The sequence below is a fragment of the Bacillus sp. GW823-FHT06A10 genome (assembly GCF_058795375.1).
In genome coordinates this window covers 2,810,964-2,833,607 of record NZ_JBXAHT010000001.1, presented here as the reverse complement: position 1 = coordinate 2,833,607, position 22,644 = coordinate 2,810,964, and the positions used below count along the sequence as shown (strand labels likewise).

The window sequence follows — 22,644 nt, the reverse complement described above, 5'->3', positions numbered from 1 at the left end:
GAGGGAACGTCATGAAAGAATATAAAAGAATATTGTGGCCGTTACGAAAAGAGAAAATATTAGTAATGGCAGCTGTATGTAGTGGGATAATTGCTGCTATTTTAAATTTATCACGCCCAATTTTCATGGGATTAATTGTAGACAATCTTATTCAAAGGGAGCTAAAAGGTGCGTATTTATATATAGCTTTGTTTGCGGGTATTCGCTTTTTAATGTGGACGAACAATCTTTTATTTGATTATATAAGCTCAAAAGCCAGTCAACGTATATTACAAACGAAACGTATAGAATTATTGCGTCACTATTTCTCATTACCGTTTGAAGAGAGTGAGAAGATTAAGCAAGGGGAGTTAGAAACTTTGGTCGTATCTGATATTCCGAACTGGGTCAGATTATATGGTTCTATATTAATAGAGTATATACACGCTATTGCCCAATTTATTGGAGCTTTCATAGCACTACAACATATAGATATACAGTTTATATTGTGGGTAACTCCGTTTTTATTTTTCAGTGCAATTGTTCCAATACTGATGGGAGAAAAGGTAAGGGATATTGCAAGCATTGCTCAAAAAAATCAATCGAGTGTTGTAGAGATGGTGTCACAGTTTGTAAAGGGTATACAAGATTTACGTAGTGTACAAAAAGAAAAATGGGCCATTCGCTTATTTAAAGGAGTAACGGCACAATCTTATAAATCGGAAGTAAAGAAGACGATGATGCAACATTGCATTGGAGTAGTTGGAACAGTGATTGAAACAGGAGCATATATCGTTGTTCTCATTGTAGGCGCACAAAAAATAATGAAAGGGGAAATGGAAGTTGGTTCACTTGTTGCAGTGTTAGCTACAATTGAAATGCTCTTTTTCCCAGTCCGTTACGTGGGCGATTTATTAATGATGACACAAGTTGCAGTCGCTTCGGCAAATAGAGTTTTTTCCTTTTTAGATAAAAGAGTGGCAGATAGTAATGTAGAAAGAGCGATGGGGATGATAATAACAAATGTTTCATTTCAGGAGAGTGAAGAAGAGAAATGTAGAATTAATAATATTGATTTGCAAATTAATCCTGGTGAATTCGTTATCATTGTCGGAGAAAGTGGTGCAGGAAAAACAACACTTTTAAAATTAATGACAGGTTTGTATAAACCATCTAACGGTAGTGTTGTTTATTATGGTCAAAAGGCTCGAATGACTACAGTGTGGCAAGAACCTCGTTTCTTTCGGACGACAGTAAAAGAGAATATGTATTTCCGGGAGGAGTATTTAGAAAACGAATTAGAAAAAAATATTGACCTTATAAATATGAAGCCGATAATTAGAGATTTACCTAAGGGGATTCAAACTGTACTACATAAAAGTGGAGAAGAGCTTTCGGGAGGAGAAAGAAAACGTCTTGCATTATTACGAGCGATTGGTTCAAATCCGAATCTTATTATTTTAGATGAACCGACTGCGGGGTTAGATCCGAGTAATCAAGAAACTGTTTGGAATATGATTGAAGGACTAGGAAGAGATGTAACGAGAATTGTGGCAACACATGATGTAGAGAAAGTGATACTAGCGGATCATGTTGTCATAATGAGAGAAGGAAGTATTGTTGCATGTGGAAGTCCTGAAAAATTAATAAATAGTCATTCATTTTGAAAGAGATGTGAATAAAGATAAGAGCAGTGCCCTTATCTTTATTCAATATCATTTATTTGATATTGGATAGATTCTGAATGATTTAGATCTACGTTAAAAGTAGCAGTCATAAGGAAAGTTGCAATTCCAAGGATTAAGAAAAGGACGAATGAGACTAGAGAGATGTAAAGACAAATACGCCCTACTTTCTTTTTTTCAAGATCGTTACTAAAGAGTGAAATGATCCATGTAATAATACCGATTGGGTATAAAAGAAAACTAAGAATATATAATGTTATTTTTTCGAATGAATTCATAAAAAATCCCCCTTTTGTTGAAGTTTATATAACTACGAAAGTAAAAAGGTGAATGGGCCCATAAGAAGATAAACAACACTTCATCTGTTTTTCTAATTATATGATAAAAAGGAAAAGATTACACTTCAAATGAGAATATTCTAATTATTTCGACTCTGAATATTTCCAAGCTTGTCCGTATAAGCTAAAATAAGGTATATAGTATTTGAGTAATTAAGTTATAAGAAGATAAATACGTTAGGGTGATATAACATGTGGCGGAAGCTTACGATTATTGTAGTGTTACTTTGTTTAGCGGGATATGCAGCTTATGAACAGTTTGGTAAAAAAGAGCAGATGGTACAAGGGGAGCAAGAACAAAGTGAAGCTGCTATGAAAGAGATGATTGCAAGTAATGGTATTGAAATAGGGAAGAGTGCGCCAGACTTCGAATTAACGAAGTTAGATGGAACGAATGTAAAGCTATCAGATTTAAAAGGAAAGAAAGTGATTTTAAACTTTTGGGCAACGTGGTGTGGACCTTGCCAACAAGAAATGCCGGATATGGAGGCTTTCTATAAAGAACATAAAGAAAACGTAGAAATTTTAGCAATCAACTATACGCCTTCAGAAAAAGGTGGGGGGGAAGAAAAGGTAAGCAATTTTGCTAAAGAAAAAGGAATTACTTTTCCTATTTTATTGGACAAGAACATTGATGTGACAACAGCGTATAAAGTAATTACGATTCCAACTTCGTATTTTATAGATACAAAAGGTGTCATTCAAGATAAGTTTATTGGGCCGATGACGCAAAAAGAGATGGAGAAAAGGGTTGCTAAATTAAAATAATGGTGAAAAGGTAGAGGTGGAGAGTTCCCATTTCTGCCTTTTCTTTTTCAAGTAGTAATAACTTCATGATATGATGTAAGAAATATAATCGTTTAGAGATAAAGGAGTGTATGGAGTGGGGAATGTATCCTTACCGTTAGATTATGTTGTAATTGATTTTGAAACAACAGGATTTAACCCTTATAATGATAAAATTATTCAAGTTGCAGCGGTGAAATATCGTAATCATGAACTGGTAGATCAATTTGTTTCATACGTGAATCCAGAGCGACCAATTCCGGACCGAATAACGAGTTTAACCGGTATTACCAATTATCGTGTTTCAGATGCACCGACGATTGAAGAGGTATTACCTTTATTTTTAGCATTTTTACATACAAATGTTATTGTGGCCCATAATGCTTCTTTTGATATGCGCTTTTTGAAAAGTAATGTAAATATGCTAGGGCTACCTGAACCTAAAAATAAAGTAATTGATACTGTATTTTTAGTGAAGAAATACATGAAGCATGCGCCTAATCATAAACTTGAAACGTTAAAGCGAATGCTTGGAATTCGTTTAAGCTCTCATAATGCATTTGACGATTGCATTACGTGTGCTGCTGTTTATCAAAAGTGTGCAGCTATTGAAGAAGAAGGACAGAGAAAAGTAAATAAGGTCTCACTTGATGAAATCGTAGTATACGAAGCGGTGAAAGAAATGCTTGCACGTAATAAACGTAATGTAGAATGGCTACGTTGTATGAACGTAGGAAGTTATTTAGATATAAAAGCTTTTTATCCAGTTATGAGATTAAAGGTAAAAGGGCGAAAGAAATATGTATTAACAGAGATATTAGAAGAAGATGTGAAAGAAATATGTACAAGTTTAAAATGTGAACCGGCGTTAAAAAGTGAAGTTGGTAATACGAGAATTATGCTTAATAGCTTAGAGGATGTTATGAAATTAGAAAGTTATATTTTAGAGCAGTATGATTTTGTATTACAGGCGCTTCATGATTATAAAGAAAATGAAATGAATGCAGATGAAAAGTTGAAAGAGTATTTAAATATTATGGTATGAAAAACTCCGTGTGCAATATATTGTACACGGAGTTTTTTTAGGAGTACCAAAACATAAAATTTTCTTACAAATCTGATTAAAGAGTTTTTCGTTTGCTCATACTATGTAATAAGAAAGTGAAGGAGAGAGGGTGAACAACATGAGAAGAAGTCGCCGTAAATCGTTTGAAGAACTTGTAAATGAAAATAAACAACAATTATTAAGCGATCGTGATGCAATTGATCGCATTGAAGAGCGCATCGAAAAACGTTATGAAATGAAACTTTTTAAGCAAGCTGAATAATTCTTAACGCTAGTACGATACTAGTGTTAAGGAGGCGATAGTAATGGGTAATCCGAAAAAAAATTCAAAAGACTTTGCACCAAATCATATTGGAACACAATCGAAAAAAGCTGGTGGAAATAAAGGAAAGCAAATGCAAGATCAAACAGGTAAACAACCGATTGTTGATAACGGTTAAAAAGGAGAATGTTATCATTCTTCTTTTTTGTGAGGAAATGAAAGATGAGTTTTTAGCAGTAATATGAAAAAAAGGGCTGACTTTTGTCAGCCTTTTTTCGTAATCGTAAAATTTTCAACGAGTAAACGCCAATTTTGCGGGAATGGTAAACCGATTTTCCAGTAACTAATACCGCCTATACCTTGTTCTTTCATTAAATTGAATTTACTTTGAACAGACCGTGAATCTTCAAACCAAACTTCGTGTTGCACGCCGTTTTCATCAAAGTAATTAAAATGAGGAGCTTGGGCTGTGAAATCATAACGAATAGGAACATTATATTTACGAGCTAGTGCAACAGCTGCGACAGAGCTAATTGCTTTTGCGGGTGGATTTCCTTGTTTAAATGGAAGCTTCCAATCAAACCCGTATAAATTTTGCCCCATCATAATTTTTTGTGGAGGCATTTGAGATTTTGCATATTGAAGTACTTCTTTCACTGGACCGATAGGAGAAATCGCCATCGGTGGACCGCCTTGCCATCCCCAGTCATATGTCATAATGACGACGAAATCAACAATTTGCCCTTGCGCTTTATAATCGTGAGCTTCGAAAAATTTTCCCTTTTGATTTGAACTTGTTTTCGGTACGAGAGTTGTGCTCAATGTGTACCCGCTAGGTAAGCGTGTTTTTACATTTCGTAAAAAGCGATTATACGCCTCGCGGTCTTCAGGTGCTACACTCTCGAAATCGAAATGAATGTCTCGCATGCCATATTTTTGAGCTGTTTGCAAAATGTTAGTAATGAATTTGTTTTGAATCGTTGCGTCGCGTAAAATAACTGATGTTAGATCGGCACTGAAATTACCATTTTCAATATTTGTAATAACGAGCATAGGGATTGTTTTACCTTGCGTTGCAATATTAGCAATTTTAGCTGTTTCAGTAGGTTCTTTTAATGTGCCATCTCTTTTTGCCTCAAAACTAAAATAGGCTAAGTATGTTAAAAATGGATTGATGGCGCGTGTCGCATTAACTAAACTCTCTTTAATCGGTATAGTTGAAGGTTGTAAATAAGCGATGGATTCTACAGCTCGTTTTGTGCCTTTTGGTACATATAATTGTTGTCCGACATGGAGAATAGATTTTAAAGATAAATTATTAACTTTAGCTAAACTAGCGAGGGGGACATTATATGTTTGAGAAATTCGATATAGGCTGTCACCAGGCTGTACATAATAATTATTTCCTTTCGTATTAACGATAAGTGCCTGACCAACAACGAGCGTTTCAGCTGGATTTAGTCCATTGTCTTTTACTATTTCGTCAGGTGTTGATCCATATTTTGATGCCAAGCTATATACGCTATCACCACTACGAACAGTTACAATTTGAATCATATGCTGGCTCCTTTCAGTAAAAGATTCACTGTTTTTATTTTATTTTTGATGTCACTGTATTATGATTAAATGTATGCAAGGTAGCAGAAGTGAAAGAAGGCGAATACATATGTTTGTAGCAGAACATGAAGTTGAAATCCGTTATGCGGAAACAGATCAAATGGGTGTTGTTTACCATTCAAACTACTTAGTGTGGCTTGAGTTAGGTCGCACGAAACTTATACAAGATTTAGGTTTTTCATATGTTGAAATGGAGAAAGAAGGAATTATTTCTCCTGTGTTAGATTTACAAATTTCATATCGTAAAGCGATGCGTTATGGAGAAAAGGCAATCGTAAAAACATGGGTAGATACTGTGAGCCCGCTTCGCGTTGTATATGGATATGAAATATATAATGGTGATGGTGATCTTTGTATTACTGCAAGTACGACGAATATTTGTGCGAAAAAAGAAGGATTCCGCCCTGTATCATTTAAAAAGTTATATCCTGAGTGGTATGCGAAATATGAGGAAATTAAGAAAAAATAAAAAAGCGTGGCAGAAGCCGCGCTTTTTTATTTTTCATAATTAAATTGTGGGAAGTCGTCACCTTCATTAAGTGTAACAGATAAATTATGTCCATCGAAGAACCATTCATCATCGCCTTCAATAAAGAAGTTAATACCTTCTTCTTGAATTTGAACAGCAGGGTGTGCAGGATCATCTTTACGAATACCTAAAGAAAGTCCTTTTTGCACAGTACTGCAACCACCGTATTGTACGAAAAAGCGTAGTGTTTCATTTGATTGTAAGTTTAATTCAGTTTTATACCATTGTGCTGCTTCTTTTGTTACGGAAAGATTCATGTATAGTTCCTCCAAGTTATGTTGCTTTTTCTTTAGTATAAAAAATAACGCAAAAAGACGCTATTAATATGCTTCACGTTTTCTTTTTGCGTTATGTGGGTTACGATCTTATTTTTGCTTTTTTGAAAAGTTTGCTTTTGGTTCAGTTTTATTTATAATTCGTCCGATATTTGCACGGTGTTTATAAATAACCATACCTGCTAATAAACACATCGCAATAATGAAGATTTTATCCCCGCTAACAATGGATGCAATAACAGCAACAACTGCTGTTACCATAGAAGAAAGTGATACGTATCTTGTTGTAAATAAAAGGGTGAAAAATACAACAGCCAATATTGCAAAAACAACTGGTGAATAGCATAATAGCACCCCAGCAGAAGTTGCAACTGCTTTACCACCACGGAATTTCGCGAAGATCGGGTAGACATGTCCAAGAACAGCCGCTAATCCGAACCATAGTGGGTGAATATCTAATCCGAAAATCATTGGTAGACTTGTTGCTAATGTCCCTTTTAAAATGTCAGCAATTGTAACGGTAAAACCTGCTTTTTTCCCTAATGTACGGAATGTGTTTGTTCCGCCTAGATTACCGCTCCCGTGCTCACGAATATCGATTCCGTAGCCAATTTTTCCAACAACTAGTGCAAATGGAATCGAGCCAAGTAAGTAGGCAACGATAAATAAAAGATATGTAGTAACCATAAGTTCAGTCTCCTTTATTCAAATGTGTTGATAAAGGGTAAAAAGAGTTTTTCCCGTATATTGTACCATACATTTGTAAAGAGCACATTTCTTTTTTGTAAATGAAAAATTCATTATTTCGTGAAAAAAATTTCACAGTAATGTTACATTTCTCGCAGAAACAGCAAGACTATATGTAGTAACATTTTAATCAAAAGACAACAACATATTGGTGGAGGGTTATAAATGTTACAAAATAATACACGTGGAGAAGAATTAATGAAAGTGTTCGAGACGATAGTCCACGGCAATGAACAAGATTTAATGCAAGAAAATGCAAATGTAGACGGCCGCTCTCCAATGGGTGTAATGGGAACGTTCGCATCTGAGAGTGCAAAATATTATGCTGTTGAGAATTTATTGTCAGATCAAGTGAAAAAAGCGATAAATGAAAATATATTATATCCACATGATTTAGATTTTTATGCGACAGGAACGACGACTTGTTCGCAAATTCCGTTAGCGCAAATGCTTGCTAACGGTTTTCATACTGGACATGGACATATGAGACAACCACAAGACATTAAAAGTGCATTGGCTCTTTCGTCTATTATTTTTCAAGCGAATCAAAATATGCAGCATGGCGGTCAATCGTTTGCACTCTTTGATATTGATTTAGCACCTTATGTACGAAAAACAATTGAGAGACATAAAAAACGATTACAATCATATCCGCTTACGAAAGAACAAATAGAAGAATTTGCATGGAAAGAAACGGAAAATGATACGTATCAAGCGTGTGAGGCTTTCGTTCATAATTCGAATAGTATGCATAGTAGGGGCGGAGGACAAGTACCGTTTATTTCTATTAATTACGGAACAGATACGTCAAAAGAAGGAAGAATGTTAATTAAACAACTATTAAAAGCGACACAAGCTGGACTTGGTAAAGGAGAGACACCAATTTTTCCGATTCAAATTTTCAAGATGAAAAAAGGTGTGAATTTTGAAGAAAGTGATCCGAATTACGATTTATTTGAATTAGCATTAGAGACAACTGCAGAGCGATTATTCCCTAACTTTTCATTTTTAGATGCTCCGTTTAATGCAGTGCATTATGATGGAAGACCAGAAAGTGAAGTATGTTACATGGGATGTCGTACCCGTGTTATGTCTAATATACATGGAGAAGAAACAGCGATTGGTAGAGGGAATTTATCATTTACGTCTATCAATTTAGTGAAATTAGCGTTAATTAGTGGTTCAAAAGAAGCATTTTTTGAAGCGCTAAACTACTATTTAGATTTAGGAATTAAGCAGTTATTAGAAAGATTTGCGTATCAATGTACGAAGCGAGCAAGAGATTTTCAGTTTTTATATTCACAAGGTGTATGGCGTGGTGGAGAAGCATTGCAGCCTGAAGACTCCGTAGCTTCGATTTTAAAACAAGGGACGTTAAGTGTTGGTTTTATCGGTCTTGCGGAATGTTTAGTAGCTTTAACAGGAAAGCATCATGGGGAAGATGAAGAATCATGGAAACTTGGGTATGAAATTATTTCCTTTATGAGAGATAGAATGGATAAAGCGACAGAAGAACATCAACTGAATTTCTCGATAATTGCAACTCCAGCAGAAGGATTATCAGGAAAGTTTGTGAAAAAAGATAGAGAAGAATTTGGCGTAATTAGCGGTATAACGAACCATAATTACTATACGAATTCATTCCATATTCCAGTTTATTATAACATTCAAGCGATAAATAAAATCCGTTTAGAAGGCCCGTTTCATGCTCTCTGTAATGGAGGACACATTACGTATATTGAACTAGACGGAGCAGCGATGCATAACAAAAAGGCATTAAAACAAATTGTACAAGCCATGGCAGAACATGGCGTTGGATACGGTTCAATTAATCATCCTGTTGACCGTTGTAAGTGCTGTAGTTATCACGGGGTTATTGGAAATGAATGTCCAAGTTGCGGGAATGAAGATGAGGCTAATATAGAAAGAATTCGCCGCATAACAGGCTATCTTGTAGGAGATATGTCGAAGTGGAATAGTGCGAAACGTAGTGAAGAGATAGATCGGGTGAAACATAAATGAAAGTGATGAATATTATTCATGATAGTGTAGTAGATGGAGAAGGATTGCGGACAGTCGTGTTTTTTGCGGGCTGTCCGCATCGTTGTGTCGGTTGCCATAATCCAAAATCGTGGAATATTTGCAACGGAACGGAAATGACAGTAGAAGAAATTGTGAAAGAGATTGCAAGTAATCCATTAACTGATGTAACATTTTCAGGTGGAGATCCATTTTTTCAAGCTGCTGAAGTGAAAAAGGTAGCAAAAATCGTGAAAGATTTGAAAAAAAACCTATGGATGTATACAGGTTATACGTTAGAAGAGATACAGAGTTCTCAAAATAATGATATGATAGAGTTGTTACATTATGGGGATGTTTTAGTCGATGGAAGGTTTGAAATTGAGAAAAAAGATTTAACACTTCCATTTCGCGGAAGCTCCAATCAACGTATTATTCGATTGAAAGAGTAAAAAGGCGGGATAGATTATATGAATAAAACAGTATTGCTTGTTGAAGATGAAAGAAGATTACGTGAAATTGTTAGTGATTATTTTCGTAATGAAGGCTTTGAAGTAATCGAAGCAGAAGATGGGAAAAAAGCGTTAGAGTTATTTGCAGAGCATGAAATTGATTTAATTATGTTAGATATTATGTTACCGGAAATAGATGGATGGTCTGTTTGTAGACGAATTAGAAAAGAATCAGCAGTACCAATTATTATGTTGACAGCGCGTTCGGATGAGGATGATACATTGCTAGGTTTCGAATTAGGTGCAGACGAGTATGTAACCAAACCATTTAGCCCGAAAGTGTTAGTAGCTCGTGCAAAGACGTTATTGAAACGTGCGGATGGTGCGGTAGGTGTAGCGGAAGAAAATGCTATGTCTTTAGCTGGAATTGAAGTGAATCGTCTATCTAGAACTGTTTTAGTAGATGGAGAAGAAATTATATTGACACATAAAGAATTTGAACTTCTTGTTTATTTAATGGAGAACAAAGGAATCGTTTTATCACGTCAACATTTATTAGACCAGTTATGGGGATATGACTATTACGGTGATGACCGAACGGTTGATACCCATATTAAAAAACTTCGAAATAAGTTAGGAGATAAAGCGAAGCATATCGGTACTGTTATTCGAGTTGGTTATAAATTTGAAGAATAATCTAGAACGATTTGTGTAATTTAGCCTAGGAAAATGGCGATTTTATACTCTCTTTTGAAGGTAGAATGTACAAAAAATACTTTTCTTGTCTACAATGTTAGATAGGAGTATTTTTTTAATTGGATTTCACGATGAGTTCACAAGAAGGACACAAAACGTGACTATACTGAAAATACGAATTCACCAGAGAGGGGAAATAAAACATGGGATATTACGACGGACCAAATTTAAATGAAGAGCATAGTGAAACGAGAGAAGTGAGAAAATCAGGTAGTAAAAAAGGCTATTTCTTCACAGGTTTAGTGGGAGCTGTAGTCGGAGCGGTTTCGATTAGTTTTGCAGCACCATATATGCCATGGGCTCAAAATAATGGAGCACCAGTATCATCATTTAGTTCGGATTCAAAAGTAGAAGGTACTGTAGTTCCTGTTGTAAATAAAGCGAAAAATGAAACTGATTTACCTGGTATGATTGAAGGAGCGAAAGACGTTGTTGTAGGTGTTATTAATATGCAGCAAAGTGTTGATCCATTTGCAATGCAACCGACAGGTCAAGAACAACAAGCTGGTTCAGGATCAGGTGTTATTTATAAAAAAGCAGGAAATAAAGCATATATTGTAACAAACAACCACGTAGTAGATGGTGCAAATAAACTTGCTGTAAAACTAAGTGATGGTAAAAAGGTAGATGCAAAGTTAGTAGGGAAAGATCCTTGGTTAGATTTAGCTGTTGTTGAAATTGACGGCTCTAATGTGAATAAAGTTGCAACTTTAGGTGACTCAAGTAAAATCCGTGCGGGTGAAAAAGCAATTGCAATCGGTAACCCACTAGGATTTGATGGAAGTGTAACGGAAGGCATTATTAGTAGTAAAGAACGTGAAATTCCAGTTGATATTGATGGCGATAAACGACCAGATTGGCAAGCACAAGTTATTCAAACAGATGCAGCGATTAACCCAGGTAATAGTGGTGGTGCATTATTTAACCAAAATGGTGAAATAATTGGAATTAATTCAAGTAAAATTGCACAGCAAGAAGTTGAAGGAATTGGATTTGCTATTCCAATTAATATCGCAAAGCCAGTTATTGAATCACTTGAAAAAGACGGAGTGGTAAAACGTCCAGCTCTTGGAGTAGGTGTCGTTTCGTTAGAAGATGTGCAAGCTTATGCAGTCAATCAATTGAAAGTACCGAAAGAAGTAACGAATGGTGTTGTATTAGGTAAAATTTACCCAATATCACCGGCAGAAAAAGCTGGTTTAGAGCAATATGATATTGTAGTAGCATTAGATGATCAAAAAGTAGAAAACTCACTTCAATTCCGTAAATATTTATATGAAAAGAAAAAAGTAGGCGAGAAAGTAGAAGTTACATTCTACCGTAACGGTCAAAAAATGACGAAATCGGCTACTTTAGCAGATAATTCAGCTACAAAGAATCAATAATCGAAATAAAAGAAAGTCTCTTTCATATTGAAAGAGACTTTCTTTATCGGCTATACTAAAGGAATAGGAGGGATTAATTATGACAATTGAAAACCCAACTCGTACGGAAATTGGTGAAGTGTTAAAGAAAAGCAAAACAATTGCGGTTGTTGGATTATCAGATAAGCCAGAACGTACATCGTATATGGTTTCAAAAGCAATGCAAGATGCTGGATACCGTATTATTCCAGTTAATCCAACAGTAGATGAGGTGCTTGGAGAAAAGGCAGTTTCTTCACTAAAGGATATTAAGGAACACGTTGACATAGTAAATGTATTTCGTCGCTCAGAGTTTTTAATGGGTGTTGCAAAAGAATTTGTAGAGATTGATGCAGATGTTTTTTGGGCACAATTAGGAGTACAAGATGAAGATACATATAAACTTTTAAAAGAAAAAGACTATACTGTAATAATGGATCGTTGTATTAAAGTAGAACATGCGATGACAAAATAGTATAGATTTAAAAGTAGAAAGATTGATTCAGCCCTCATTATAGATAAGTAGGGCCGATGAACGAGGTGTTCATCATGAGATTTTTTAAAGGCTGTTTTTGGGGATTGTTATTTGTAATCCCATTTTGGATCTTGATCATTTGGATCATAATAAAGGTTTGGAATGTGTAATCTTGGAATACATATCCATTTCTCGTTGACAAACGATTATTTTTCTGAAATAGTAGCCTAGAGGAATCCTTGTGAGAAAACAAGGATTTTTCTATTGAAGATGGTATATAAAAGAGATAAGATAACTTGCCAAAACTATAGTCGAGGCGTTATTCTATAATAGAAACATATGTTCTGATTTTGGATTAGGAAAGGGGCAAGGAGTTTGGCGAAGCATCAGTTCCAATATAATGAAGATGCGATTCAAGTGTTAGAAGGACTTGAAGCCGTTCGAAAACGCCCGGGTATGTATATCGGGAGTACGGATAGCCGTGGATTGCATCATTTAGTATATGAAATAGTAGATAACTCCGTTGACGAAGCGTTAGCGGGATTTGGCGACGAAATTTCAGTCGTAATACATAAAGATAATAGTATTAGCGTTATAGATAAAGGGCGAGGAATGCCTACGGGAATGCATAAACTTGGGAAACCTACACCTGAAGTTATTTTAACTGTACTTCATGCAGGTGGTAAGTTTGGTCAAGGTGGCTATAAAACGAGTGGTGGTTTACACGGTGTTGGGGCATCAGTTGTAAACGCTTTGTCAGAATGGTTAGTAGTAACAATTAAACGTGATGGTAACATTTATGAACAACGCTTTGAAAATGGTGGCGTTCCTGCAACGACGTTAGAGAAAATCGGGAAAACGAAAGAGTCTGGTACGACAATGCACTTCAAACCAGATACAACGATTTTCAGCACGACAAATTACAATTATGAAACATTATGCGAGAGATTACGTGAATCTGCATTCTTATTAAAAGGAATGAAAATCTCGATAAAAGACGAACGTAATGATTTAGAAGATATATTTCATTATGAAACAGGAATCGAAGCTTTCGTTTCATATTTAAACGAAGAAAAAGATTCAATTCACCCGGTTGTATATTTCACTGGTGAACAAAACGGGATTGAAGCAGAACTAGCATTCCAGTTTAATGATGGTTACTCAGAAAATATTCTTTCGTTTGTAAATAACGTACGTACAAAAGATGGTGGAACACACGAAGCTGGATTTAAAACAGCAATGACGCGTGTGTTCAATGAGTATGCTCGTAAAGTTTCATTATTAAAAGAAAAAGATAAAAATTTAGAAGGTACAGATATTCGTGAAGGTGTAGCGGCTATCGTTTCTGTACGTGTACCAGAAGAAGTACTTCAGTTTGAAGGACAAACGAAAGGGAAACTTGGTACAAGTGAAGCCCGTTCTTCTATTGATGCCATTGTCTCAGAGCATTTAGCTTACTTTTTAGAGGAAAACCCGGATGTAGCTACACTTCTTGTGAGAAAGGCAGTTAAAGCAGCGCAAGCACGTGAGGCTGCTCGTAAAGCGAGAGAAGAAGCACGTAGTGGTAAGAAGAAGAAAAAATCAGAAGGTACGTTAAGCGGGAAGTTAACACCTGCACAATCACGTAATCCTCAGAAAAACGAATTGTATTTAGTAGAGGGTGACTCTGCTGGTGGTTCAGCGAAACAAGGACGAGACCGTCGTTTCCAGGCCGTATTACCATTACGTGGTAAAGTAATTAATACAGAGAAAGCAAAGCTTGCTGATATCTTTAAAAATGAAGAGATTAATACAATCATTTATGCGATTGGCGGCGGTGTAGGAAATGAATTTGATGTTGAAGATATTAACTACGATAAAGTTGTAATTATGACCGATGCCGATACGGATGGAGCTCATATTCAAGTATTGTTATTAACGTTCTTCTACAGATATATGAAGCCACTTATCGAAGCGGGTAAAGTGTTTATCGCACTCCCTCCTTTATACAAAGTAAGTAAAGGAAAAGGTAAGAGTGAAGTAATTGAATACGCTTGGTCAGATGAGGAATTAGACGGTGTAACGAAAAAAGTTGGAAAAGGCTATATGTTACAACGTTATAAAGGGCTTGGTGAAATGAATGCGGATCAATTATGGGAAACAACAATGAATCCTGAAACGCGTACATTAATTCGCGTGAAAATTGATGATGCAGCAAGAGCAGAGCGTCGCGTTACAACATTAATGGGCGATAAAGTAGAACCGCGCCGTAAATGGATTGAACGCAATGTACAGTTTGGCATGCAAGAAGAAGGAAATATTTTAGAAAATGAAATGATTATGGAGACGGAGGTGGAATAACATGCAAGCAGAGAAGTTTCATGACCTCCCGCTTGAAGACGTGTTAGGTGATCGCTTTGCACGTTATAGTAAATATATTATTCAAGATCGTGCACTTCCAGATGCACGTGATGGCTTAAAGCCAGTACAAAGACGTATTTTATATTCTATGTATGTAGAAGGTAATGTACATGATAAAGCGTTTCGTAAATCAGCTAAAACAGTAGGTAACGTTATTGGTAATTATCATCCACATGGAGATTCCTCTGTATATGAGGCAATGGTACGCTTAAGCCAAACTTGGAAAGTACGTAATGTTTTAGTTGAAATGCATGGTAATAATGGTAGTGTAGATGGGGATCCAGCGGCAGCAATGCGTTATACGGAAGCTCGTTTATCACCAATCGCATCTGAATTATTACGTGATCTTGATAAAGAAACAGTTGAATTCGTGTCAAACTTTGATGATACGAGTGAAGAACCAGTTGTATTACCAGCAGCGTTCCCGAATTTATTAGTGAACGGATCTACAGGGATTTCCGCTGGTTATGCAACAGAAATTCCTCCGCATCATCTTGGAGAAGTTATTGATGCTACAATGATGCGTATTGATAAGCCAAATAGTACTGTTGATGATTTATTAACAGTTATGAAAGGACCAGATTTCCCAACAGGCGGTATTATTCAAGGGATTGATGGTATTAAAAAGGCGTATGAAACAGGTAAAGGTAAAATTATTATTCGCGGAAAAGCAGAAGTTGAAACAGTGCGCGGTGGGAAACAACAAATTGTAATCACTGAAATTCCTTACGAAGTGAATAAGGCAAACCTTGTAAAGAAAATGGATGAATTACGTCTAGATAAAAAGTTAGATGGTATTGCTGAAGTGCGTGATGAGACAGATCGTACTGGTTTACGAATTGTTGTTGAATTAAAGAAAGAAGCAAACGCCGAAGGTATTTTAAATTATTTATATAAAAATACAGATTTGCAAATTCCATATAACTTTAATATGGTAGCGATTAATAATCGTCGTCCAACACTTATGACATTACCAAAAATTTTGGATGCTTATATTGGACATCAAAAAGAGGTTATTACGAGACGTTCGCAATATGAATTAAGAAAAGCAGAAAATCGTCAACATATTGTAGAAGGTTTAAAGAAAGCATTATCGATTTTAGATCAAGTAATCGAGACAATTCGAGCTTCAAAAGATAAACGTAATGCGAAAGATAATTTAAGTGCAAAATTTGGCTTTACAGAAGCACAGGCGGAAGCAATTGTTTCCTTGCAATTATATCGCTTAACGAATACAGACATTACGGCGTTACAAGAAGAAGCAGATGAGCTTAATAAGAAAATTCTAGAGCTACAGTCAATTTTACAAAGTGAAAAAAGATTACTTCAAGTCATTAAAACTGATTTGAAGAGAGTTAAGAAAACATATAGTGATGATCGCCGTGCTATTATTGAAGAACAAATTGAAGAAATTAAAATAGACGTAGAAGTGATGATTCCACAAGAAGATGTCATCGTTACTGTAACGAAAGAAGGATATGTGAAACGTACTGGATGGCGCTCACATAATGCATCAAACGGCAAAGACTTCGGTATGAAAGAGGGTGACATCTTACTTGAACGATTCGATACGAATACGACTGAAACAGTTCTTTTATTCACAAGTAAAGGGAACTATATATATCTTCCAGTATACGAAATGCCAGATATTCGTTGGAAAGATTTAGGTCAGCACGTTGCAAATATCGTTTCACTCGACCGAGATGAAACGATCATTTGGGCAACGGTTGTACCGAACTTTGAGGAAGAAAAACGATTTATCGTATTTGTAACACGAAATGGTATGATAAAGAAAACAGAATTAAATCAATATAAAGTTCAGCGTTATTCAAGGGCATTCGTTGCTGTAAACTTGAAAAAAGATGATGAAGTTGTCGATATATTTGCGACAGATGGAACGAGTGATATCGTTCTTGCTACACATGGTGCATATGCACTTATTTTCCATGAAGATGAAGTAAGTCCAGTCGGTGTAAGAGCTGCTGGTGTGAAAGCAATTAATTTAAAAGAAGATGACTATGTCGCTTCTGGTAAACCGTTAAATGGTGATAAAGATCAACTTATTCTCGTAACGCAGCGTGGTGCTGTAAAACGTCTAAAAGCATCAGAAATTGAAAAATCAACGAGGGCGAAGCGAGGTCTTGTTATTTTCAAAGAGTTAAAACGTAATCCGTACCGCATTGTCGGTATTGAAATTGTTCGGGACGATGAATTAGTTTACATGAAGACAGAGAAAAACATTGTAGAAGAGATTGATCCGAAAGCGTATCGAAATAAAGACCGGTATAGTAATGGTAGCCTAGTGCTAGATGTAAATGATACTGGTGAAGTAGTAGAAACGTGGACGAAAAAACGACCGGAGTAAAAAAAGCATCTTGCTATGAATAGTAGCAAGATGCTTTTTTCTAGGCAATTTATTATGTAAATAATAATAATCTTGTTATAATAACTGAATGAAATCGTTCTCATAAAGTGAAACTTTAATCAATGGGGATTTTCTTCATCCTCACTGATTATTAGTTGAACTAATCGGGCTTTAACAAGCAGTTGATTCCTCACCTAATTCCTTAGCTTTCACTGAATTTTGGGTTAGGAATCTTACTGCCCGTTAAAGCGGCACAAATGGAGGGGCAACATGAAAAAAATAGGTGTAGGGATTGTAGGATTTGGTTTTTCTAGTACGACATTTCATATCCCACTATTGCAAACAATAGAAGAATATAATATTCGAGCTGTATTATCCTCAAAAGAAGAGGTAGTAAAAGAAACATTACCAAACGCTAATGTTGTTAGTACAATTGATGAATTGGTGAAGCGAGCTGATGTTGACTTAGTTGTTATTACATCACCTAATACAACTCATTTTCCATATGTAAAAGAAGCAATTTTAAACGGTAAGCATGTTGTTGTAGAAAAACCATTTGTTGTTTCAATTGAAGAAGGGGAAGAGCTTATTACATTAGCAGAGCAGCATAATGTAATGTTAAGCGTATATCATAATCGTCGTTTTGATAATGATTTCTTAACAATTAAGAAATTGTTAGGAGAAAACAGAGTAGGGAATGTATACGCATATGAATCAAATTTTGATCGTTTCCGTCCACATGTACGTGATCGATGGAGAGAAAAAAATCTACCAGGTTCCGGTATATTATACGATTTAGGATCGCATTTAATTGACCAAGCGTTATCAATATTCGGGAAACCAGATGCGATAAGTGCAGATGTAATAAAACAACGACCAGGTGCAGAGGTGGATGATTATTTCCACATAGTACTGCATTACGGAGTTAAACGTGTCATTTTACGTAGCAGCAGTTATGTGAAAAAAGCTGGACCGCATTTTATAGTGCATGGAGAGAAAGGTTCTATCGTGAAGTACGGTATGGATTCGCAGGAAGAGCAATTAAAAAATGGAATGAAGCCAGGCAATAACGGTTATGGGGTAGACGATGAAGAGAATTTTGCTACTTTAGAAACAGAAGAAAGCTTAGAGCGTATTCCAACAGAAGTCGGTTGTTATGACAATTATTATAAAGGTGTACGAGATAGTATATTAAATGGTGAGGAACTACCTGTAACAGCAAAAGAAGGTTTAGATGTTATTAAACTGATTCAATTAGCGATTGAAAGCAGTGAAAAGGGTAGAGTCATTTCTATAAAATAAAAAGACACGAATTTCGTGTCTTTTTTATTAGGAATATGTGAATATGATTAATTAATTAGTTTAGTCGTTTATCATACATTAATTGGATTTGTATGCCATAAGGATCTTCAATAATACCATATGCTTCACTAAATATATTTTTTTCTAGCTGAGAGATTATTTTCACATGCTTATCGGAAATTAAATTATTATAAAACCTTTGTATTTCTTCTAAATTAGCGCTTTGAATGCAAAGTGACATGTTATTTCCAACGTTATAACGTTCATTAGTATTCATTGTATCTTCTGCTATCATTAGCTTTGTATTCCCAATTTGTAAAACAGAGTGAGCAATATGATCTTTATTTTCACTTGTAATTTTAAAAGAACTATCTCTTTTCGCCAGTTCTTCATACGTAACAATCATTAACTTTTTGGCTTCTAAATTACGTATATAAAAATTAATCGCCTCCTTTGCTTGCCCATTCATTGAAAGAAAAATAGCTATTTCTAATGTCATAAATATATAACTCCTTTATTAGTTGATAATTATAATATAGATTAAAAGGGTTTCAATACATGACACCTTTTTGGGAGGGAAATATGAAAAAAACGGAACGAATAAATGATATGCTTATTTTCTTAAAGAATAAAAGATATTTTAATTTAAAAGATTTAATGACTAGATATGATATTTCTAAAAGTACCGCGTTGCGAGATATTCAATCATTGGAAGAAATAGGTGTACCCATATATTCTGAACTGGGTAGAAATGGAAGTTATAAAATTATAGAAAATAATGTGTTATCACCAATTTATTTTAGTGTGGATGAAATGTATGCGTTATACTTTTCAATTCTTACGCTAAATGGATACAAGACAAAACCATTTAATGTAGAAAGTATTGCGCTTGAAAATAAATTTAAACATGTATTACCTGATAATGTGAGTAAAAATATTTCAATCATGGAACTAACGCTTTCCTTTGAAGTAACAAATCATAGTAATTTTAGTCCGTTCTTAAAAGAAATTTTACAGGGGATTTTTGCTGAGCGAGTTTATCATTTAACATATTTAAAAAAAGGTGAGGAGAAAGCATTGGTTGCCCAATTTATTCGAATAGAATCTAAATTTGGCCAGTGGTATGCTAAAATCTTTAATTTTGAGACAAATCATGTTCAAATAATTAGATGTGATAAAATTCTTTCTATTGTGGAAACAAGCAATGTTCATCCAAAAAATCTTGAAGAATTATTAAGTTATCTTACTACTTTTCACAGGAAGCCTGATGCAATTGATTTTAGCGTCATTGTTAATCAAAAAGGAAAAGACATTTTTGATAAAGAGAATTACCCTTCCATGAGGTTGCAAAAGGAAAATGAAAATTACATTATAACAGGCTATTTTAACAAGCAAGAATCTGATTTTATTTCAAATTATTTTCTGAATTTCGGTGAAACGATTATTTCGATTCAGCCTGTTATGCTAAAAGAGTTAATCTATAATAAGGTGTTATCTATAAAGCAGCATTTAACTTCTTTAAGATAAAGTTAGTTTTAGCTATTTATTTGATATGAGAAAGCCCTTGAGATTTAAATATCCAAAGGGCTTTTTGGTGATTGTATTTGTTTTTTAGAAACAATTATTTTTCTGGGACGGACAGTCCATAAAAGAACATCGTGACGATATCTTGTATATGTTTTTCGCGATTTCCTTCAAGAAGTTGTGCCCCAAAATCATCACCTAATTTAGTAAACATTTGAATGTAAAGTAACATCATTTCTTTAGTAAGGTGTGGATTAATTTCGTTTTTGCGCTGAGCTTGTTCTAATATTTCTAAATACCAGGGCAGGATTTTTTCATTTTGATAACTATAAATAAACTTACGGAGTTCTTCATCCCTTTGCATCATTTGCAGTAACATATCAGGTTGAAATAACCCGCCAGTATTCATTTTTCTTACAATCATTTTTTGCATCATATCATGAAAAGGTAATTTTTCTTCTGCAAGCTCTTTATAATATTGAAATTCAGATATGATAAATTCTTGTATAAGCTCCCTAAATAACGCATCTTTACTTCCGAAATGATTATAAATTGTAACTTGAGAAACGTTTGCTTCTTTTGCGATATGTTCTATTTTCACTTCATTAAATCCACGTTCTGAAAATAATACGAATGCTGCTTCTTTAATGGCACGCTTTTTCTTTTCTTTTACTCTTTCAAAGCCGTTCAATGCAATCACCTCACTTAAAATATACAAGAAAAAATAATGGAAAACAATAATTTTGAAATATGGACTAATAAATATTTCAAAAAGTTGTTGCGAATATGGAAGATGAGGAGTACAATAATTTTGAAATATCACATATTCAATATTTCAAAAAATGAGGTGGAATTATGATTTCAGTTCAAGATGTCACAAAACAGTTTTCGAATGGAAAAGGTTTGTTTCATATTACATTTGATGTAAAAGAGGGAGAAGTATTTGGTTATTTAGGACCGAATGGTGCCGGAAAATCAACGACGATTCGTAATTTAATGGGATTTATAAAACCGACAGCTGGTAAAGCGACAATTTTTGGATTAGATTGTTGGAATGAAGCAGCGAAAATTCAAAGGGAAGTTGGTTATCTACCGGGTGAAATTTCTTTTATTGAAGGAATGAACGGATTAGAGTTTTTAAAATTAATGCAGGGAATGCGTGGATTAAAGGATACGAAAAGACGAGATGAACTGATAGAGCGTCTGCAATTTGATGTGAAAACACCGATTCGCAAAATGTCTAAAGGAATGAAGCAAAAAGTAGGGATAGTCGCTGCATTTATGCACGATCCAGAGGTGTTAATTTTAGATGAACCAACATCTGGACTTGATCCACTTATGCAGCAAGTGTTTATAGATTTAATATTAGAGGAAAAGCAAAGAGGAAAAACAATCCTAATGTCATCACACATTTTTACTGAAATTGAGAGAACTTGTGACAGAGTAGCTATTATTAAAGATGGTCGACTCGTAACGGTTGAAAATATTCACGATTTACAAGGAATGAGAAGACAGGTGATAGATGTAACAGTATCATCACAAGAAGAGATTGAGTCCCTTACAAAGTGTAATTTGCAATTTGAAGCGGTAAAAGGCAGAGAGGCATCTATCATTGTACAAGGAAACTATCAAACTGTTTTACAAACACTTTCAAACTATAATGTAACGGCACTTCAAACGAGAGCGATGGATTTAGAACATTTATTTATGCATTATTACGATAAGAAAGAAGGGGTAACGCATGAATAAGCAATTGTTTTTAGCTAGTTTGAAAGAAACACAAAAAAGTATTTTGAGTTATGCGTGTGGTGCGGCTTTATATTTGTGGTTATTAATTTGGATATTCCCGTCAATGGTATCAGCGAAAGGGCTAAATGAATTAATAGCTGCCATGCCTGATAGTGTGAAAAAAATCGTTGGTATGGAAAGTCCGATTCAAAACGTAATGGATTTTCTAGCGGGCGAATACTATAGTCTATTGTTTATTATAATTTTAACAATTTTTTGCGTAACAGTTGCGACACATTTAATTGCTCGTCATGTAGATAAAGGAGCAATGGCATACTTGCTAGCAACACCTGTATCTAGAGTGCAAATTGCTATTACACAAGCTACTGTTGTCATATTGGAACTTCTGATTATTGTATCTGTTACGTATGTAGCTGGTTTAGTAGGTGCAGAATGGTTTTTACAAGATAATAACTTAAATAAAGAATTATTTTTGAAGATAAATATAGTCGGAGGGCTCATATTTTTAGTCGTTAGTGCGTATTCATTTTTCTTTTCTTGCATATGTAATGACGAAAGAAAAGCACTAAGTTATTCAGCGAGTTTAACTATCCTATTTTTCGTATTGGATATGGTAGGGAAGTTAAGTGATAAGTTAGAATGGATGAAAAACCTATCATTATTCACGCTGTTTCGTCCGAAAGAAATTGCTGAAGGATCATATAATATATGGCCGGTAAGTATAGGTTTAACTGCTGGAGCGCTTTGTATTTTCATCGTAGCAATTGTAGTGTTTAAGAAGAGGGATTTACCGTTATAAAGTAGAAAGTCCACTGAGAAAGTGGGCTTTTTTTATTTGTAAATTTAAACTAGTATTGTTTATCGCATAACACTTATAAAGGGTATTTATCTTTTGGATTACAAAAATATTCAAAA

The 22,644-nt window shown here is 34.9% G+C and carries 23 protein-coding genes; 17 read left to right on the top strand and 6 right to left on the bottom strand.

Annotated elements, in window-relative coordinates; translation table 11 throughout:
• The first annotated feature begins 11 nt into the window (after positions 1-11).
• Positions 12-1,646, top strand: a complete 1,635-nt coding sequence (locus tag AC1Q8M_RS14300) for an ABC transporter ATP-binding protein (RefSeq protein WP_086387325.1) — start codon at positions 12-14, stop codon at positions 1,644-1,646.
• A 38-nt stretch (positions 1,647-1,684) separates the two neighbouring features.
• Here AC1Q8M_RS14300 and AC1Q8M_RS14295 read toward each other — a convergent pair whose 3' ends face one another.
• Positions 1,685-1,942 carry a hypothetical protein gene (locus AC1Q8M_RS14295; protein WP_001083875.1) on the bottom strand — a complete coding sequence of 86 codons (258 nt, stop codon included), beginning with the start codon at positions 1,940-1,942 and terminating at the stop codon, positions 1,685-1,687.
• 252 nt (positions 1,943-2,194) lie between these two features.
• Here AC1Q8M_RS14295 and AC1Q8M_RS14290 point away from each other — a divergent pair, with 252 nt between their 5' ends.
• The 4 genes from AC1Q8M_RS14290 (at position 2,195) to sspN (ending at position 4,294) form a co-directional block, all read left to right on the top strand.
• Positions 2,195-2,770, top strand: coding sequence for a TlpA family protein disulfide reductase (locus tag AC1Q8M_RS14290; RefSeq protein ID WP_000269064.1), 576 nt, complete (start codon positions 2,195-2,197; stop codon positions 2,768-2,770).
• Between the two features lie 115 nt (positions 2,771-2,885).
• Positions 2,886-3,833, top strand: a complete 948-nt coding sequence (locus AC1Q8M_RS14285) for a 3'-5' exonuclease (RefSeq protein ID WP_000528766.1) — start codon at positions 2,886-2,888, stop codon at positions 3,831-3,833.
• A 139-nt stretch (positions 3,834-3,972) separates the two neighbouring features.
• Positions 3,973-4,116, top strand: a complete 144-nt coding sequence (locus tag AC1Q8M_RS14280) for an FbpB family small basic protein (RefSeq protein ID WP_001254699.1) — start codon at positions 3,973-3,975, stop codon at positions 4,114-4,116.
• 43 nt (positions 4,117-4,159) lie between these two features.
• Positions 4,160-4,294, top strand: a complete 135-nt coding sequence (sspN, locus tag AC1Q8M_RS14275) for an acid-soluble spore protein SspN (RefSeq protein WP_000527987.1) — start codon at positions 4,160-4,162, stop codon at positions 4,292-4,294.
• An 86-nt stretch (positions 4,295-4,380) separates the two neighbouring features.
• On the opposite strand, the gene AC1Q8M_RS14270 is transcribed toward sspN, so the two are convergent.
• On the bottom strand, positions 4,381-5,673 hold the full coding sequence (locus tag AC1Q8M_RS14270; protein ID WP_000614858.1) for a glycoside hydrolase family 18 protein: 1,293 nt from the start codon (positions 5,671-5,673) through the stop codon (positions 4,381-4,383).
• A gap of 109 nt (positions 5,674-5,782) precedes the next feature.
• Here AC1Q8M_RS14270 and AC1Q8M_RS14265 point away from each other — a divergent pair, with 109 nt between their 5' ends.
• On the top strand, positions 5,783-6,202 hold the full coding sequence (locus tag AC1Q8M_RS14265; protein ID WP_000495808.1) for an acyl-CoA thioesterase: 420 nt from the start codon (positions 5,783-5,785) through the stop codon (positions 6,200-6,202).
• 26 nt (positions 6,203-6,228) lie between these two features.
• On the opposite strand, the gene AC1Q8M_RS14260 is transcribed toward AC1Q8M_RS14265, so the two are convergent.
• Entirely contained in the window at positions 6,229-6,519 is a 291-nt protein-coding gene (locus AC1Q8M_RS14260; protein ID WP_001054455.1) for a HesB/YadR/YfhF family protein, read from the bottom strand.
• Positions 6,520-6,627: 108 nt separating this feature from the next.
• Entirely contained in the window at positions 6,628-7,224 is a 597-nt protein-coding gene (gene plsY / locus AC1Q8M_RS14255) for a glycerol-3-phosphate 1-O-acyltransferase PlsY (RefSeq protein ID WP_000258974.1), read from the bottom strand.
• A gap of 225 nt (positions 7,225-7,449) precedes the next feature.
• Between plsY and AC1Q8M_RS14250 the strand changes: the two genes are divergently transcribed.
• The 8 genes from AC1Q8M_RS14250 (at position 7,450) to AC1Q8M_RS14215 (ending at position 18,456) form a co-directional block, all read left to right on the top strand.
• Positions 7,450-9,306, top strand: a complete 1,857-nt coding sequence (locus AC1Q8M_RS14250) for an anaerobic ribonucleoside triphosphate reductase (RefSeq protein ID WP_000940082.1) — start codon at positions 7,450-7,452, stop codon at positions 9,304-9,306.
• Positions 9,303-9,755, top strand: coding sequence for an anaerobic ribonucleoside-triphosphate reductase activating protein (gene nrdG, locus AC1Q8M_RS14245; protein ID WP_000867078.1), 453 nt, complete (start codon positions 9,303-9,305; stop codon positions 9,753-9,755). The genes AC1Q8M_RS14250 and nrdG overlap by 4 nt, the downstream gene beginning before the upstream one ends.
• 18 nt (positions 9,756-9,773) lie before the next feature.
• Positions 9,774-10,451 carry a response regulator transcription factor gene (locus AC1Q8M_RS14240; protein ID WP_001044679.1) on the top strand — a complete coding sequence of 226 codons (678 nt, stop codon included), beginning with the start codon at positions 9,774-9,776 and terminating at the stop codon, positions 10,449-10,451.
• A 203-nt stretch (positions 10,452-10,654) separates the two neighbouring features.
• Complete coding sequence (locus tag AC1Q8M_RS14235; protein ID WP_000542643.1) at positions 10,655-11,896, top strand: S1C family serine protease; 1,242 nt, start codon at positions 10,655-10,657, stop codon at positions 11,894-11,896.
• Between the two features lie 79 nt (positions 11,897-11,975).
• Entirely contained in the window at positions 11,976-12,389 is a 414-nt protein-coding gene (locus AC1Q8M_RS14230) for a CoA-binding protein (RefSeq protein ID WP_000151392.1), read from the top strand.
• A 375-nt stretch (positions 12,390-12,764) separates the two neighbouring features.
• The gene (parE, locus tag AC1Q8M_RS14225) at positions 12,765-14,729 is read left to right on the top strand and encodes a DNA topoisomerase IV subunit B (protein ID WP_001062197.1); all 1,965 of its coding nucleotides are present in this window, start codon (positions 12,765-12,767) and stop codon (positions 14,727-14,729) included.
• A gap of 1 nt (position 14,730) precedes the next feature.
• On the top strand, positions 14,731-17,154 hold the full coding sequence (gene parC / locus AC1Q8M_RS14220) for a DNA topoisomerase IV subunit A (protein ID WP_001147467.1): 2,424 nt from the start codon (positions 14,731-14,733) through the stop codon (positions 17,152-17,154).
• Between the two features lie 270 nt (positions 17,155-17,424).
• Positions 17,425-18,456 (top strand): oxidoreductase, encoded by a 1,032-nt coding sequence (locus AC1Q8M_RS14215; RefSeq protein ID WP_000719780.1) that lies wholly within the window; start codon positions 17,425-17,427, stop codon positions 18,454-18,456.
• A 55-nt stretch (positions 18,457-18,511) separates the two neighbouring features.
• Here the strand turns inward: AC1Q8M_RS14215 and AC1Q8M_RS14210 are convergent, their stop codons facing one another.
• The gene (locus AC1Q8M_RS14210; protein WP_000171338.1) at positions 18,512-18,955 is read right to left on the bottom strand and encodes a VOC family protein; all 444 of its coding nucleotides are present in this window, start codon (positions 18,953-18,955) and stop codon (positions 18,512-18,514) included.
• 59 nt (positions 18,956-19,014) lie between these two features.
• Between AC1Q8M_RS14210 and AC1Q8M_RS14205 the strand changes: the two genes are divergently transcribed.
• Entirely contained in the window at positions 19,015-19,983 is a 969-nt protein-coding gene (locus tag AC1Q8M_RS14205) for a helix-turn-helix transcriptional regulator (RefSeq protein ID WP_002094112.1), read from the top strand.
• A gap of 94 nt (positions 19,984-20,077) precedes the next feature.
• On the opposite strand, the gene AC1Q8M_RS14200 is transcribed toward AC1Q8M_RS14205, so the two are convergent.
• Complete coding sequence (locus tag AC1Q8M_RS14200; RefSeq protein ID WP_120460340.1) at positions 20,078-20,680, bottom strand: TetR/AcrR family transcriptional regulator; 603 nt, start codon at positions 20,678-20,680, stop codon at positions 20,078-20,080.
• A gap of 155 nt (positions 20,681-20,835) precedes the next feature.
• On the opposite strand from AC1Q8M_RS14200, the gene AC1Q8M_RS14195 reads away from it, so the two are divergent.
• Positions 20,836-21,729, top strand: coding sequence for an ABC transporter ATP-binding protein (locus tag AC1Q8M_RS14195; protein WP_025118000.1), 894 nt, complete (start codon positions 20,836-20,838; stop codon positions 21,727-21,729).
• Positions 21,722-22,528 carry a DUF2705 family protein gene (locus AC1Q8M_RS14190; RefSeq protein WP_098855658.1) on the top strand — a complete coding sequence of 269 codons (807 nt, stop codon included), beginning with the start codon at positions 21,722-21,724 and terminating at the stop codon, positions 22,526-22,528. The genes AC1Q8M_RS14195 and AC1Q8M_RS14190 overlap by 8 nt, the downstream gene beginning before the upstream one ends.
• The last annotated feature ends 116 nt before the right edge of the window (positions 22,529-22,644 follow it).